This window comes from Thalassospira sp. A40-3 (assembly GCF_015871485.1).
GTDB classification, from domain to species: Bacteria; Pseudomonadota; Alphaproteobacteria; order Rhodospirillales; family Thalassospiraceae; genus Thalassospira; species Thalassospira tepidiphila.
The window spans coordinates 3,130,109-3,145,806 of the sequence record NZ_CP065428.1; the positions used below are offsets into that span (position 1 = coordinate 3,130,109).

Consider the following 15,698-nt stretch of genomic DNA (forward strand, 5'->3'; position numbering starts at 1 on the left):
TTGTTTTCAAACTTGTCGGTTTTTCCATGGCGCCACCGCTGATCAATATTAATGACATTCACCTGACCTTTGGCGGGAATGATCTGTTTTCTGACGTATCATTTGCCATTGGCGACCGCGACCGCCTGTGCCTTGTCGGGCGCAATGGTGGTGGCAAATCGACTCTTTTGAAAACCATCGCCGGTGAAATCGAACCCGATGGCGGCGAACGCTTTGTTCAGCCGGGCTGCAAGGTGGCCTACCTTAATCAGGAACCGAAATTCGACGGCTATGACACGGTCGAGGATTTTGTTCTTTCGGCTCTTGATGACCATGAACAGGATTATGCCTATCGATCCGACATGTTGCTGGCATCGGTTGATATTGATCCGAAGTCGGACCCCAAACAGCTTTCAGGTGGTGAAGGCCGCCGGGCCGCGATTGCGCGCGCACTGATTGCCGATCCGCAAGTTCTTTTGCTTGATGAGCCGACCAACCACCTTGATCTGCCGACGATTGAATGGCTTGAAGGTGAAATCAAGAATTTCCGCGGTGCTGTTGTGGTCATCTCGCACGACCGTGCATTCCTGAATGCCGTATCAAATGGTGTGCTGTGGCTTGATCGCGGTGTGATGCATCAGGGTGCAATCAACTTTTCCCAGTTCGAGGAATGGTCCGAGGAAATCTATCGCAAGGAAGCCGAGGAACGCGCCAAGCTTGATAAGCTGATTGCGCAGGAAACCGTATGGTCGGTTCAGGGCATCTCGGCGCGGCGCAAACGAAATCAGGGCCGTCTGCGCCGTCTTTATGACATGCGCGCCCAGCGTTCCCAACAGGTTGACCGCATCGGCAACGTATCGCTTGCGGCCGATGCCGGCGAAACATCCGGTAAGGTCGTGATCGAAGCGACCGATATTGCCAAATCATTTGGCGACCGTCAGATCATCGCTGATTTCTCGACCCGCATTTTGCGTGGCGACAAGGTCGGCATTATCGGCCCGAACGGGGCAGGTAAAACCACGCTTTTGAAAATGCTGACCGGTCAGATCGAACCTGACAGCGGCACGATCAAGATCGGCACCAACCTTAATCCGAGCTATTTCGATCAGAAACGCGCCGCCCTTGATGACAGCAAGACCCTTTGGGATACGCTTTGCGATGTTGGCGGCGATCAGGTCATGGTGCGCGGTAATCCGCGCCATGTGGTCAGCTATCTGCGTGATTTCCTGTTTGATGAAAAACAGGCGAGAAGCCCGGTTGGCGCGCTTTCGGGTGGTGAACGCAATCGGCTGTTGCTGGCCAAACAATTGGCCAAACCGACCAACCTTCTGATCATGGATGAGCCTACCAACGATCTGGACATGGATACGTTGGATCTGCTTCAGGAAATGCTGAGCGACTATGAAGGCACGCTTCTTCTGGTCAGCCACGATCGTGACTTCCTTGATCGTGTTGTGACATCATCCATCGTCATGGAAGGCGATGGGACAGCGATCGAATATGCCGGTGGTTATTCCGATTACATCGCCCAACGCAGACTTTCGCGCGCCGAGGCCGCCAAGGAAGAAAAGGCCGCCGCCAAACAGGTCAAAAAGGCCGCACAAGCATCGGCACCAAAATCCAAGCCCACAGGCAAGCTGAGCTACAAAGATCAGCGCGAATACGACAATCTGCCTGCAGCGATGGCCAAACTGGAAGCGGAAATCGCAACCCTTGAAGATGCACTTTCTGACAGCAGCCTGTTCACCAAGGACCCGAACGGTTTCCAGAAAAAGGTGGATCGACTGGATGCTGCGCGCTCAGAACTTGAAGCATCCGAGGAACGCTGGCTGGAACTTGAAATGCTGCGCGAGGAACTTGGTCAGGGCTGATCAAGCTTACGCGAATTTCAAGACAGTTTAGGCATGAGTTGAGAACAACTCATTTGTGCTTTGGGCTGAAACATCGGATCAAGGGACTGCAACCCGTCCAAAAAACTTGGGCGGGGTTGCGTATCTATCTGATATTCTTGGGGTCATTATTGCCCCGTATTGCCGAAAGGCCGCGCCATGCCAATAAAAGCCGTAATTATGGCCTTTTCCGTCGCTGTCATTTGGGGCGTGAACATGCTGACCGTCAAAGGGGCGGTTGGTGAAATCCCGCCTTTCATCCTCACAGCGATGCGTTTTGCGGCTGTGGCGATCCTGTTGATCCCGTTCACGCAAGTTCCGCGCGGACGTTTTGGCAAGCTGGCCCTGATTTCGGTGACCTTTGGCGGTCTGCATTTTGGGGTTCTGTTCTATGCCCTGTCGATGATTGATGCCGGGCCGGTCGCCATCATCATTCTGTTGGGCGTGCCGTTTTCATCGATGCTTGCGACCTATTTCTTTAATGACCGGCTGGGCTGGAAACGGCTTTCGGGTATGGCGCTGGCCTTTATCGGTGTCACCATCATGTTCTGGGATCCGACCATGACCGAACTGCAATTGCCACTATTACTCGTGGTGTTTGCATCCTTCATGTGGGCGGTTGCCAATGTCATGATCAAGAAGCTTGGCGACATTGATACCTTCCAGCTGAATGGCTGGATGGCGCTGATGGCGGCCCCGCAACTGCTGATCATGTCCCTAATCTTTGAGCCGAACGGGTTTGAGGCGGTGATGAACGCAAGCTGGGTGGCTTATGCAAACCTCGCCTTCACGGTCGTGATGTCATCGATTGTGGCGTATGGTTTCTGGTATCACTTGCTGAAAACGCAGGATGTGAATGTTGTTGTGCCCTGGACCCTGTTGGCGCCGGTGATCAGTGTGATGGGTTCGTTCCTTGTGTTTGACGAGCCGTTTTCGCTGCTTAAAATCATTGGTGGCACAGTCGTTCTGTGCGGCGTCGCGGTCATCATGCTGCGCAAGCCGGTCCAACGCAAAGCACAGGGGATGGATTGATCCGCATGGGGGAAAAGATCACCAAAACGCGATCAGCGGGAAACATCATTTCCCACCCCTCCGCCAATTTCGGTGATCGTCCGGATGGATGCCCGATTGATATTCTCGTCCTGCATTACACCGGCATGCAATCGGGTGCCGCGGCACTTGAACGCCTGTGTGATCCGGAAAGTTCTGTCTCAAGCCATTACCTGATCGAGGAAGATGGCCGTATCTTTCAACTGGTTGATGAAGACAAACGCGCCTGGCACGCCGGGCTTGGCATCTGGCAAGGCTGCCAAGATGTGAATTCCCACTCCATCGGGATCGAAATCGTCAATCCGGGGCATGAGTATGGCTATCGCCCGTTTCCGGAAATCCAGATCAAATCCGTCATAGAGCTGGCGCAAGCAATCCTTGCCCGCCATGACATCCCGGCCAGCCGCATTATCGCCCATTCCGATATGGCCCCGGACCGCAAGGAAGATCCGGGTGAACTGTTCCCTTGGCAACAGCTGGCCGAAAACGGCATCGGGTTATGGCCCGGATGTCTTGGCGTTGCTGAAATCAGTTTCGGCATTTCCGGCACAGCTGTCAGCCCGGATGAGTTTTTTTATCGCCTGCTTGAGGCAATTGGTTATGGCCCGGCAGACAGCGACGAAGATAAAGCCAAGCGCACCATCGCGTTTCAGCGTCATTGGCGGCAAAACGACATTTCAGGCGATGTCGACGGCGAATGCCTTGCCATCGCCAAGGTACTTGCCAGCGCGATCACCCGCTAGGCATTCCTGCCCGCACTGCTTTTTCTTGACGCCACCATGGATGTGACCTACATCCCGATCACCAGATGGCCGGATGGCTGCCCTGATTGCTTGCAATCGGGGAGGAAAGTCCGGGCTCCACGGAAACACGGTGCCAGATAACGTCTGGCGGGGGCGACCCTAGGGAAAGTGCCACAGAGAGGATACCGCCGGATCGCGCAAGCCATCCGGTAAGGGTGAAAGGGTGCGGTAAGAGCGCACCGGTCCTTCAGCAATGCGGGACGCATGGTAAACCCCACCGGGAGCAAAACCTAATAGGAATGGTCGGCCGGATGCTTCGGCATTGTCGGCAGGTGAGTTTTCGCACCACCATTCGGGTTGGTTGCAGGAGGCGTTCGGCGACGGACGTCCCAGATGAATAGTCATCCAGTGCGGTTCGCCGCATGGACAGAACCCGGCTTACAGGCCATCTGGTATTATCTTTTCAGACAGAAAAAAGGCGATGACAGTTTCCCGTCATCGCCCGGACCAAATGCGTTCAAACCATGAACAGCAGATCAGCCGCGCTCGGCAATGGATTGCGCGAAATACTTGTCTACTTCTTCCTGCGTGCTTTCGGGGATATCGGACGCTGTCTGATCCTTGATCATCTTGCCTAAGGTCGGAAGCGTTTTGCGTTCGATCCGGGTTTCCGGATCCCACAGCTTGGAACGCATCAGCGCCTTTGCGCAATGCAGGAAGGCTTCCTCAACCGTGACCTTGATCGCGGCAATCGGTGCCTTGGGCGTATCGGCAAACAGCCCCAACAAAGTCGGGTCGGTGCTGATTTCAGCAACACCATTGATGCGCAGCGTTTCGTTCACGCCCGGCACGAAAAACAGCATCCCGACTTTCGGGTTGTCGACGATGTTTGACAGGGTATCGACCCGGTTGTTGCCCGGACGATCCGGCATGACCAGCGTTTTGTCATCAACAACCTTGATGAAACCCGGGCCATCACCACGCGGGCTGACATCTGCATTGCCATTGGTATCTGACGAGGAAATGACCGCAAAGGGCGCAAGCGATATGAAGTGCTTGCAGTGCGGATCAAGTGCCGGCAAACATTTGCTGACAGCAAGTCCAAGCGGCTCTCCGTATATGGCGCGGAGCTTTTCCTGAGTATCGATTTTGGTCATTGCAGATTACCTTTGGCGAGAAACGAGGGCAGAAACTGCTTTAGTTGCGAACGCAAGTCAATTGCCGATTAGTCCGCAATAATTTCCGCGACTGTTTTCACCGCTGCAAACTCGCCATTCAGGCTGGCGAGTGCAACATCGTGAACCATCTGGGCCGGGAAAACCCGCCCGTCTGGCAAGCTGCGATCAAAGGTCGCACAGGCATCCGCCGCAATGGTGGCATCAAATCCAAGATTGGCCGCCATGCGGGTGGTCGTGTTCACGCAATGATCCGTGGTTATCCCGCACAGAACCAGTTTCGAAATGCCTTGCGCACGCAGATCGGCCTCAAGGTCCGTGCCGATCAAGGCAGAATTGACGTTCTTGCCATAGACCGGCTCATCATCCTTGGGCGCAAAACCCGGCTTGAAAGCGTTACCGGGATGGTCGGGATGCAGGCGCGATTGCGGCTCTGTGGAATTATGCTTGGCATGAAACACAGGCCAACCTTTGGCGCGCCAGTGTGCGAGCAGTTTTTCGCCGTTGGCTTCGGCGTCGGGGTTATTGCGATTACCCCAATATTCAGGGTCATCAAATCCCTTCTGCCAATCAATCAGGATCAGGGCGGTCTTGCTCATTTGTGGGGCTCCGATGGTTGGTGAATGTGCTGGCCAATCTAGCAGCGCAAAGACTGTCTAAAAGGACAGAAGCCCCACGCATTTCGCCATTTGGCTCAAAGCCATCCTTTGCGCTTGAAATACAGCAGCGGCAGGACGGCTGACAGCACCATCAGGCCGATTGCGACCGGATAGCCGAACTCCCACCCCAGTTCCGGCATGAATTCGAAGTTCATGCCATAGATGCTGGCAATCAGGGTCGGCGGCAGGAAGGCGGCGGCGGCGACCGAGAAGATCTTGATGATGTTGTTCTGCTCAAGGCTGATCATGCCAAGTGTCGCATCAAGCAGGAAGGTCACCTTGTTGGCGATAAAATTGGCGTGCTCGGTAATCGAGACAATGTCACGTGACAGGATCTTGAGCCGCGCCTTGGCATCCTTTTTAAGCCGCGCCTGCGTTGAGAGGAACAATCCCAGGCGATGCAGGTTCAAAAGGCTGTCCTTGGCCTTGCCCGACAGGTTACCGGTACGCCCGATCTGACGCAGGGTTTCGCGGTGATCCGCATCCGAGCTATTCTCGTCGGGGCTGATAAAGACCTGATTGGACAGGCCTTCAAGATCGGTCGCCGTTTGCTCCATCAGGTCGGCAAGTCGATCAACAATCTGTTCAAGCAGACCAAACAGAACGGCCTCGGCGCTATTGGCAAGCGACGGGCTGCGTTTCACACGACGGATGAAGGTCTTGAACGGTACTGGATCGGCATAACGCACAGTGATCAGGGTTTTCTTGACCAGAATAAATGTCACCGCCGTGGTTTGCGGCGCATCGGTGGTTGCCTTGGTCAGAACCGAAACCGTCATGAACAACGCACCGTCTTCGTCATACAAGCGCGATGAAAGTTCGATTTCCTGCATTTCTTCGCGCGTCGGTATTTCAATGCCAAAACGTTCTTCGATCTCGTGAATTTCATCGGGCGTCGGGGCATGCAAATCGACCCAAACCGGAAGACGTTCGGCCTTGGCAGCAGCCGGTTTGGCGGCAGATTGTTCAGAAGGCGTGTTTGCGGCCTCGGCTGCCTGCCCGCTGTCACCGACGGCGCTATCAGAAGCAGCCGGACTGGCGGTATTGCCGCTGTCGGTGTTTGCGCGCACCGGGGCAAAGAATTCGTTGGTGTCCATGAGCCTCTCCGTCTCTTCCGGCTTGCCGATGGTTACGGATGCCAGTTTATTGAATGCTTGTCATGTGATGAATGCGTTTCCAAGTAACGCAGCCCTAGAATGGCAAAACCGTCTGGAACGAAAACGGATCAATATCCGCTTCCGCTCCGCGCTTTTCATCATAGGTCGCATGCACCTGCGCCATGAATTCTTCCTTGCTGATCATCTTGTCGCCATCGGCATCAAATTCCGGAAACAGCAATTCAAGTCGGCGGCTTTCGGTGCGCAATCTTTGTCGATTGGCATCCGAAGAACCCGGCAATTTTTCAACCGCGGCAAATTCGCGCGCCACCAAAACATTATCGCCAGTGATATCGCGCCGCCGGAACATCCAGCTGGCATATGCGGCAGCCTCATCCGCGCTGATACGACCATCCTGGTCGATATCAACCGGGTGGTATTGTTCGCGATAGACTTTGACCTGTTCTGGAATGCCCGATGGGGCGACGCCCGCGCCCCCATTTTTCTGGGCTAGCGCCTTTGCGATGGCCTCATTCAATCCGGGGATGTTCGACACACCGTCGCCTGTCATACTGGGAACGCTGGCACCTGCACCAGAACCATCCCCATTCAGGCCATTTAGCCCCGAAAGCCCGCCCAGTCCAAACTGCGACATCAGTTCCGGATTGTTTTGCAGTTGTTGCATGATCAAGGGCAGCAATTCACGCATCTGTGGTGATGAAACTTCGGGCGAATTTGATCCGCCACCGGCCGGGTCAAGACTGAGCCCCTGTGCCGTGGCCACCCCACCCGTAACGGTGTTCAGCCCGGGAACCAAAACGGTCCAGGAAAATGCACAACCCATTAATAGAATGGCAGCTTTTATCCGCAACAATCGCTTCCTTCGTTTCACTGACGCTGCCCCGCGCCAGAGGACCACGCCCCATTCGGGGACATTTTCATTCGTGATGGCCGATCAAAACCATCAGAGATCATTTCGACATTTTGCAGGAGTTTGCCCGCGCATCAAACCCGATTGGCCATCAAATCGCAAATTGTCTTCGACAACCCCATTCAGATCCAATTCTTGAACTGGTCCATCAAAACCCAAAATCCGGTTTTTCGATGGTCTTCCCATGGGTCCCCATGGAACGGAATTGGGATTTTATGGGCAGAAGATGGATCGCCGCCGGTTTTCTCGCATTTTTGGCCGATTTCAGCCTTTCTGCATATACCGCGGAAACCCTCGGGAAGTGCCAAAACGTCACATTCTTGCCCATCAAATCCCATTGACCCCCATGATTTCCCATGGTACCCCATAAAGAGGCACAAATTCCGTGCCACGCGGGGCATATCCATTTCAGACACACGACAGTCGCAAGACAGCCCATGAGGGCCAGTGTTCTGAGATCGGTTTTTTGATCAGGGGAATGGCGAAGTGCTGTTCACAGGGACGCACATTCACAAGCTGGACCGGAAGGGACGCGTATCCGTCCCCAAACGGTTCCGTGCGGCCCTCGATACCGAAGAATTCGCCGGCATCTACCTGTATCAATCCCACAAGGAAAGCGCACTTGAAGGCTGCAGCCACAGCCATATGGAGCGCATTGCCGCATCGCTTGATGAACTCGACATGTTTTCTGACGAGGCCGACGATCTGGCAGACACCATCCTTGGCTCCTCGCATATGCTTCCTTACGACGGCGAAGGCCGCATCATTCTGCCCGCAGAATTGATCGAGTTCGCCCGCATCGAAGATCAGGTCGCCTTTGTCGGCCGTGGTCGCACCTTCCGCCTGTGGAACCCTGACATCTTCAAGCCCCTGCAAGAAGCCAGCCGGACCCGCACGCTTAACCGTGGTGCGACATTGAAGCTCAAACCGATGACTGAACTCCCCAGAGGTGCACGTCCCGGCACCGCAACGGAGGAGGACGCATCATGAGCAGCAATGACCTAAGCTTTGCCACTGAAGATCGTCCGCACAAGCCGGTCCTGCTCCGCGAGGTCCTAGAAGCCCTTGCACCGCGTGACGGCGAGATCATGGTTGACGGTACCTTTGGCGCAGGCGGTTACTCCCGCGCCATTCTTGACTCTGCCAACTGCGAACTTTACGGCATCGACCGCGACCCGACCGCTGTTGCCACCGGCAAAAAGCTTGAAGCCGAATATGACGGCCGCTTCCACATGGTCGAGGGCTGCTTTGGCGATATGGCCAAACTTGTCCCGGCGGCAGGTGCGCAGCAGGTCGATGGTATCGTTCTTGATATCGGCGTTTCGTCGATGCAGCTTGATCAGGCCGATCGCGGATTTTCGTTCCGCGAAGACGGTCCGCTTGATATGCGCATGTCGATGTCTGGACCGACGGCGGCCGATTTCGTCAATACCGCCGAAGAAGAAGACATCGCCAACGTCGTTTACCGCTATGGCGAGGAACGCGCATCGCGCAAGGTCGCGCGCAAGATTATCGAAATGCGCGCAGAGGAACCCTTTACCACCACATCCCAGCTCGCCCGTGCCGTGCGTTCTGTGGTGCGCAAATCCAAGGACGGCATTGATCCCGCCACACGGACGTTCCAGGCGCTGCGTATTTACGTCAATGATGAGCTTGGCGAACTTGAACGCGCCATGGATGCCGCTGAAACGCTGCTGAAACCGGGTGGCCGTCTGGTGGTTGTGACTTTCCATTCGCTTGAAGACCGGCAGGTCAAAACATTCATGAAGGAACGCTCTGGCGATCCAAACAAGATGTCACGTCGCCTGCCCGGTGAACCGGAAGTCGCCATTCCGACCTTTACGACAATTACACGCAAGGCCGTCACCGGTCAGAAAGATGAAATTCGCGCCAACCCGCGCGCACGTTCGGCAAAACTGCGCGCTGTTGCGCGCAACGACCAACCGGCTACATCGCAGGGAGGTCGCAAATGACCCGTGCGGTAACCATCATTGGCCTTGTTTTGACCATCCTGATCGGCACCGGCACCTATTGGGTCAGCCATCAGGTCGAACGTCTTGAAAAACGTTATGCAGATATTCAGTCCGACATTCTGGCCGAACAGGAAAGCATCCATGTTCTTCAGGCCGAATGGAGCTATCTGAACAATCCGGAACGTATCGAACGCCTGTCCAGACAGTATCTGAGCCTTGCCCAGATTGACGTGCTTCAGATGGCAAGCATCGACGATCTGCCCGAAGACGCCGATCTGCATCAGTATCGCATCAACAAGTTTGGCGAGGCGGTTGCCTTCATGCCCGTCCCGCGCGCCCGTCCGGGTGATCTGATGTATGACGAGGCGGCTGATACCATGATCATTGATGCCCCGTCCGTCGCGACCGAAACGGGAGGCGCACAATGAGCCTGACCCGTTTTTCATACTGGCTGCGTGGCGACCGTCCGGAACTGGGCCCGGATCAGCGCGAACGTCTTGCGCTTGAAACCGCGCGCAACCGTATCTTTATCACCGGCGCGATGTTCATCATCGGTTTTTGCTGGATCACCTATGGCCTGATTGATGCATCGGTTCTGCGTCAGGGCAATGAACCGGCTGTCGCATCCGGAACCGATACCCGTGAACTCAAGACCGAGCGCGCCGATATCGTTGATCGCAACGGTATGTTGCTGGCGACCGACCTTCCGACCAATTCGCTTTATGCCGATGCCCGTGTCGTCAAGGACCCGGTTGAGTCCGCCGACCTTTTGTTGACCGTATTGCCTGATCTGGACCGCGATTCACTGATCCGTCATCTGAGTTCGCGCAAGGCATTCGTATGGCTGCGCCGTAACCTGACGCCGGAACAGCAATATGACGTCAACTCGCTTGGCATTCCGGGATTGAATTTCCAGCGTGAAGAACGCCGCGTTTATCCGCATGGGCGTCTTCTGTCACATGTTCTGGGCTTCACCGACATCGACAATAACGGCATCGCCGGGGCTGAGCGCGAATTTGACAACGAATTGCGCATCAATAACGGCCCACTGGAACTTTCGCTTGATACCCGCGTGCAATACGCGCTTGCCGAAGAAGTCGAAAACGCGATGGAAACCTACAGCGCGGTTGGTGCGGCAGGCCTTGTGATGGATGTCTATACCGGCGAAGTCGTTGCGATGACATCGCTTCCGAACTTTGACCCCCATCGCCCGGGCCAGGCACCAGCCGATGCACGCTTTAACCGATCCACGCTTGGCGTTTACGAAATGGGTTCGGTGTTCAAGCTGTTTAACACGGCCATCGCGCTTGAAACCGGCACATCGACGCTGAATTCGGTCTATGACGCGACTGAACCGCTGGCAATTGGCGGGTTCCGCATTCGTGACTATCACGGCGAGAATCGCTGGCTGACCCTGCCGGAAATCCTTGTTCACAGCTCGAACATCGGGTCAGCCCGCATGGCAATGGCATTTGGCGGCGAGACCCAGCAAAAATACCTTAAAAAGCTTGGCATGCTCGACAAACCGCAGATCGAGCTTCCTGAAGTTGGCGGACCGCTTGTGCCCAATCCGTGGCGCGACATCAACACCATGACGATTTCATTCGGTCATGGTCTGGCCGTGACCCCGCTTCAGGTTGTCAGTGGCATTTCCACCCTTGTGAATGGTGGTATTCGCCGCCCTGCGACCATCCTCAAACAGGACGGCGCACCGGCAGGCGAACGTGTATTTTCCCAGAAAACGTCGGAACTGCTGCGTCGCCTGATGCGACTGGTCGTAACCGACGGTTCTGGCAAGAACGCCGAAGTGGCGGGTTACTTCCTTGGCGGGAAGACCGGGACTTCGGAAAAACTCGTGAACGGGCGCTATGTCAAGAACGCCCGCATGTCGACCTTTGTCGCCGCCTTCCCGATGCAGGACCCGAAATATGTGGTTCTGGTGACGTTGGACGAGCCCAAAGGCACTAAAGAAACTTATGGATTTGCCACAGCAGGTTGGGTGTCCGCCCCTGCAGTTGGCAAGGTTGTGACACGTATTGCTCCCCTTTTGGGCATTGAACCGGCGAATGCGAAGGCGCCGGAGATTGAGCAAGCGCTGCAGATCGAACTTCGCAAGGGGGAACGCAAACTTGCGTCTTTCTGAGCTCATGGCAGGTGATCAAGCGGCATTGAAACATGCCGAAGGACAGGACCCGGATATCACGGGCCTGACAGCAGACTCACGCACCGTGAAGGATGGCTATATGTTTGCCGCCCTGTCCGGTGCACGCGATGACGGTTCCAAGTATATCGCCGATGCGATCAAGCTTGGTGCCGCGGCCATCCTTGCAAAGGATGGAACGCCAAGACCGGCAGCCCCCACGGTTCCGCTGATCCCGGTGGAAAACCCGCGCAAACGTTATGCCCAGCTTGCCGCCCGTTTCTATGGCAAGCAGCCGGCAAACATCGCGGCGATCACGGGTACCAACGGCAAAACATCCACGGCGATCTTTACCGAGCAGCTCTGGACGATCCTTGGCAACATGTCGGGATCGATCGGAACGCTTGGCATTCGGGCCGCTGGGGCAAAGATCCCCGGATCGCTGACCACGCCCGATCCGGTTGCCCTGCACCAAAGCCTTGATGAAATGTGTGGCATTGGTGTTACACATGTCGCGATGGAGGCAAGCTCGCACGGGCTGGATCAATACCGCCTCGATGGCGTGAAGGTCACGGTGGCCGCCTTTACCAACCTGTCGCGTGATCATCTGGACTATCATGGCACGTTTGAAAAATACTTTGCCGCCAAGGCCCGCCTGTTCTCGGACCTTCTGGTCGCAGACGGCACGGCAGTGCTTAATGCCGATGTCGAACAGTTCGGCCTTCTGAAAGAACTTTGCGCCAAGCGCGGCATCAATGTGATGTCCTATGGCCAGAATGCCGATGACATCAAACTGATCAAGGCAACCCCTGACAGCACCGGCACCCAGATCAGCCTTGCTGCCAACAAGGGCGAATACAACATCCACCTGCCGCTGATGGGCAGCTTCCAGGTGATGAATGCACTGGCCGCCCTTTCCATCGTGGTGGCATCGGGTGCTGACCTTGATCAGGCAGTCCTTGCGCTTGAAAAGCTTGAAGGTGTGCGTGGTCGTCTTGAGCTGGTTGGCAAAACCAGCTTTGGCGCACCGGTCTTTGTTGATTATGCCCATACGCCAGATGCGCTTGAAACCGTGATCAAGGCCGTCCGTCCGCATTGCAAAGGCCGCCTTGTTTGTGTATTCGGGGCCGGTGGAGACCGTGACGTCGGCAAACGCCCGTTGATGGGACAGGTTGCCCACGACTTTGCCGATATTGCCATCATCACCGATGACAACCCGCGCAGCGAAGATCCGGCCACCATTCGGGCGGCGATCAAGGTCAAGTGCGAAGGTGCCGTCGAGATCGGTGATCGCGCCGAAGCGATCAAACGCGGCATTGGCATTCTTCAGCGCAACGATGTGCTGATTATTGCTGGAAAAGGCCATGAAAGAGGCCAGGTTGTCGGTGATACGGTCCTTCCATTCGATGATGCATCCGTTGCCCGCAGCATTCTTGCGGGTGGCAACTGACCTTAATTCCCGTTACGGCGCTTTGGCCGTGATGGTCTGAGCGAAAAGAAAGTGACGTTATGACGCAGGCTGTTTTATGGACCGCACAGGATGCCGCGAGTGCAACCGGTGGCAAAACCACAGGGGACTGGACGGTAACCGGCATCTCGATTGACAGCCGCAAAGTCAGCGAAGGCGATCTTTTCATCGCCCTTAAAGGCCCGAATTTCGACGGTCACAAATTCGCCCAGGCCGCCCTTGATGCCGGCGCACATGCCGTCATGGTCTCGGATGCCAAAGGCATCACCGATACCGACAAGGTTCTGCTGGTTGATGACACGATGGCAGCCCTTGAGCGCCTTGGCCTTGCCGGACGAGCGCGCAGCAAAGCCAAAATCGTTGCCATCACCGGCAGTGTCGGCAAAACCGGCACCAAGGAAGCCCTGAAATACGTTCTGTCCCAGCAGGGGAAAACCCATGCCAGCCCGGCCAGCTTCAACAATCATTGGGGCGTGCCGATTACTCTGGCAACCCTGCCCGCCGATGCCGACTTTGGTGTTTTTGAAATCGGCATGAACCATCCGGGCGAAATCAGCAAGCTTGTCAAAATGGTCAAGCCAAGTGTAGCCGTGATCACAACGGTGGTCGGCGCCCACACCGAATTTTTCAAGGACGAAGCCGAAATTGCCATGGCCAAGGCCGAGATTTTCGATGGCCTTGATCAGGATGGCACGGTCATTCTGAACCGCGACAACATGCATTACTTCGCCCTTGCCCGGCGTGCCAAGGAACTTGGCCTTGGCAACATCAAGTGCTTTGGCACCGATGCCATGGCGAACTATCGCCTGTTTGAAGCCAACATCGTCACCGATGGCAGTGCCGTCCGCGCACGTGTCGGTGGACGCGACCTTGAATATTTCATCGGCTGCCCCGGTGAACACTGGGTTCTGAATTCGCTTGCGGTGCTCGGATGTGTTGACGCGATTGGCGCTGACCCGGTACGTGCCGCGCAGGATCTGGCGGATGTTACACCGCCTGCCGGTCGTGGTGAAACACACACGGTCAAGCTGCCCTCCGGCGATGGAACCTTTACCCTGATTGATGATGCCTATAACGCCAATCCGACCTCGATGATGGCGGGGATTAAGGTCCTGTCACAGACCAAACCGGGTGACGGCGGACGCAGGATTGCCGTTCTGGGCGAAATGCGCGAACTCGGCGATATCGCACCCAAAATGCATGCCGATTTGCATCAACCGCTGACCGCACTTGAAATTGATCGGGTTTACTCGGTTGGGCCGATGATGGCTGAACTCGATAAAACCCTGCCTTCCGAACGAAATGCTGGCCATTTTGACACAGCCGAAGACGCAATTGAGCCAATAAAGGCCGATTTGCGCGATGGCGATGTGGTTTTGGTCAAAGGATCGCTTGGCATTTACGTTTCGAAAATTGTATCGGCCTTAAAATCCTGTGGCGTGGTGGAATAATCCACAACCGCAACAGGATAAGTCGCAAAAGGAACGACCAGAGCAATGCTCTATAATCTGCTTTATCAATTTGCTGATCAGATGCCGGTACTGAACCTGTTTCGGTATATCACCTTCCGTACGGGTGGTGCGATCATCACGTCGCTTGTGCTTGCCTTTGTGATCGGCCCGCACCTGATCAACTGGTTGCGTTCCAAACAAAGCGAAGGCCAACCGATCCGCGAAGACGGCCCTGAAAGCCACCTTTTGACCAAAAAAGGCACGCCGACCATGGGCGGGCTTTTGTTGTTGCTGTCAACATCGATTGCCACCCTGCTTTGGGCCGACCTCACCAACCCTTATGTCTGGGCGGTTTTGCTGGTCACCATCGGCTATGGCTTCCTTGGTTTCCTTGATGACTTCCTGAAAGTTTCCAAGCGCAACACCAAAGGCCTTCCGGGTAAGCTCAAACTTCTTGGGCAGTTTTCCATCGCGGCCCTTGCCGCATGGTGGATTTCGTATAACACCGCCGATCCGCTTTCGACCGCACTTGCCTTCCCGTTCTTGAAGAATTTCCTTTTGGATCTGGGCTGGTTCTTTGTGCCGTTTGCCATGTTTGTCATGGTCGGTGCTTCGAACTCGGTGAACCTGACGGATGGCCTTGATGGTCTGGCGATTGTGCCGGTGATGATTGCCGCGGCCAGCTTCGCGCTGATTACCTATCTGATCGGTAACGTTCAGTTCGCCGAATACCTGCAGGTCCATTACGTTGCCGGTTCTGGTGAGTTGACCATTTTCCTTGGCGCCCTGGTTGGTGCCGGCCTTGGATTCCTTTGGTACAACGCGCCGCCTGCGATGGTATTCATGGGGGATACCGGATCCCTTGCCCTTGGTGGTGCTTTGGGTGCGGTTTCGGTTGTCACCAAGCACGAACTGGTTCTGGCGATCATTGGTGGCCTGTTTGTTCTGGAAACCCTGTCGGTAATCATTCAGGTCGGGTCCTACAAACTGACTGGCAAACGCGTGTTCCGCATGGCCCCGCTTCATCACCATTTCGAGAAAAAGGGCTGGCAGGAACCGACCATCGTGATCCGGTTCTGGATCATTGCTGTGATCCTTGCCCTGGTTGGACTTGCAACCCTGAAGCTTCGTTAAGGACATACT

General features: G+C 55.5%; 14 protein-coding genes and 1 other RNA gene. 11 read left to right on the plus strand and 4 right to left on the minus strand.

The features are described 5' to 3' along the window. The first annotated feature begins 26 nt into the window (after positions 1 to 26). The 4 genes from IT893_RS14455 to rnpB all read left to right on the plus strand — a co-directional run bounded on the left by IT893_RS14455 (position 27) and on the right by rnpB (position 4,118). The gene (locus IT893_RS14455) at positions 27 to 1,850 is read left to right on the plus strand and encodes an ATP-binding cassette domain-containing protein (protein ID WP_197145592.1); all 1,824 of its coding nucleotides are present in this window, start codon (positions 27 to 29) and stop codon (positions 1,848 to 1,850) included. Between the two features lie 198 nt (positions 1,851 to 2,048). Beyond that, positions 2,049 to 2,900: a DMT family transporter gene (locus IT893_RS14460; protein ID WP_256430660.1), complete on the plus strand. Its 852-nt coding sequence runs from the start codon at positions 2,049 to 2,051 to the stop codon at positions 2,898 to 2,900. A gap of 5 nt (positions 2,901 to 2,905) precedes the next feature. Beyond that, complete coding sequence (locus tag IT893_RS14465; RefSeq protein WP_197145593.1) at positions 2,906 to 3,661, plus strand: N-acetylmuramoyl-L-alanine amidase; 756 nt, start codon at positions 2,906 to 2,908, stop codon at positions 3,659 to 3,661. Positions 3,662 to 3,722: 61 nt separating this feature from the next. After that, positions 3,723 to 4,118: RNase P RNA component class A (gene rnpB, locus IT893_RS14470), an RNA gene on the plus strand. A 79-nt stretch (positions 4,119 to 4,197) separates the two neighbouring features. Here rnpB and IT893_RS14475 read toward each other — a convergent pair. The 4 genes from IT893_RS14475 to IT893_RS14490 form a co-directional block, all read right to left on the minus strand. Next, on the minus strand, positions 4,198 to 4,818 hold the full coding sequence (locus IT893_RS14475; RefSeq protein ID WP_197145594.1) for a pyridoxamine 5'-phosphate oxidase family protein: 621 nt from the start codon (positions 4,816 to 4,818) through the stop codon (positions 4,198 to 4,200). A 68-nt stretch (positions 4,819 to 4,886) separates the two neighbouring features. Then, positions 4,887 to 5,435, minus strand: a complete 549-nt coding sequence (locus IT893_RS14480) for a cysteine hydrolase family protein (protein WP_197145595.1) — start codon at positions 5,433 to 5,435, stop codon at positions 4,887 to 4,889. Between the two features lie 95 nt (positions 5,436 to 5,530). Continuing rightward, the gene (gene corA / locus IT893_RS14485) at positions 5,531 to 6,592 is read right to left on the minus strand and encodes a magnesium/cobalt transporter CorA (protein WP_197145596.1); all 1,062 of its coding nucleotides are present in this window, start codon (positions 6,590 to 6,592) and stop codon (positions 5,531 to 5,533) included. Positions 6,593 to 6,686: 94 nt separating this feature from the next. Beyond that, positions 6,687 to 7,376, minus strand: a complete 690-nt coding sequence (locus IT893_RS14490) for an EF-hand domain-containing protein (RefSeq protein ID WP_252723965.1) — start codon at positions 7,374 to 7,376, stop codon at positions 6,687 to 6,689. A gap of 633 nt (positions 7,377 to 8,009) precedes the next feature. Between IT893_RS14490 and IT893_RS14495 the strand changes: the two genes are divergently transcribed. From IT893_RS14495 to mraY, 7 genes are read left to right on the plus strand one after another with little or no spacing between them, the layout of a single operon-like run. Beyond that, positions 8,010 to 8,513 carry a division/cell wall cluster transcriptional repressor MraZ gene (locus IT893_RS14495; RefSeq protein ID WP_064779590.1) on the plus strand — a complete coding sequence of 168 codons (504 nt, stop codon included), beginning with the start codon at positions 8,010 to 8,012 and terminating at the stop codon, positions 8,511 to 8,513. Next, the gene (gene rsmH, locus IT893_RS14500) at positions 8,510 to 9,496 is read left to right on the plus strand and encodes a 16S rRNA (cytosine(1402)-N(4))-methyltransferase RsmH (RefSeq protein ID WP_197145597.1); all 987 of its coding nucleotides are present in this window, start codon (positions 8,510 to 8,512) and stop codon (positions 9,494 to 9,496) included. Before IT893_RS14495 ends, rsmH begins: the two co-directional genes overlap by 4 nt. Continuing rightward, a complete protein-coding gene (locus IT893_RS14505) occupies positions 9,493 to 9,924 on the plus strand; it encodes a hypothetical protein (RefSeq protein ID WP_064779592.1) in 432 nt (143 codons plus the stop codon). Before rsmH ends, IT893_RS14505 begins: the two co-directional genes overlap by 4 nt. Further along, a complete protein-coding gene (locus IT893_RS14510; RefSeq protein WP_008889600.1) occupies positions 9,921 to 11,639 on the plus strand; it encodes a penicillin-binding protein 2 in 1,719 nt (572 codons plus the stop codon). The genes IT893_RS14505 and IT893_RS14510 overlap by 4 nt, the downstream gene beginning before the upstream one ends. After that, positions 11,626 to 13,086: a UDP-N-acetylmuramoyl-L-alanyl-D-glutamate--2,6-diaminopimelate ligase gene (locus IT893_RS14515; protein ID WP_197145598.1), complete on the plus strand. Its 1,461-nt coding sequence runs from the start codon at positions 11,626 to 11,628 to the stop codon at positions 13,084 to 13,086. The genes IT893_RS14510 and IT893_RS14515 overlap by 14 nt, the downstream gene beginning before the upstream one ends. Positions 13,087 to 13,145: 59 nt before the next feature. Continuing rightward, entirely contained in the window at positions 13,146 to 14,555 is a 1,410-nt protein-coding gene (gene murF, locus IT893_RS14520) for a UDP-N-acetylmuramoyl-tripeptide--D-alanyl-D-alanine ligase (protein WP_197145599.1), read from the plus strand. A 45-nt stretch (positions 14,556 to 14,600) separates the two neighbouring features. Next, the gene (mraY, locus tag IT893_RS14525; RefSeq protein WP_197145600.1) at positions 14,601 to 15,689 is read left to right on the plus strand and encodes a phospho-N-acetylmuramoyl-pentapeptide-transferase; all 1,089 of its coding nucleotides are present in this window, start codon (positions 14,601 to 14,603) and stop codon (positions 15,687 to 15,689) included. The last annotated feature ends 9 nt before the right edge of the window (positions 15,690 to 15,698 follow it).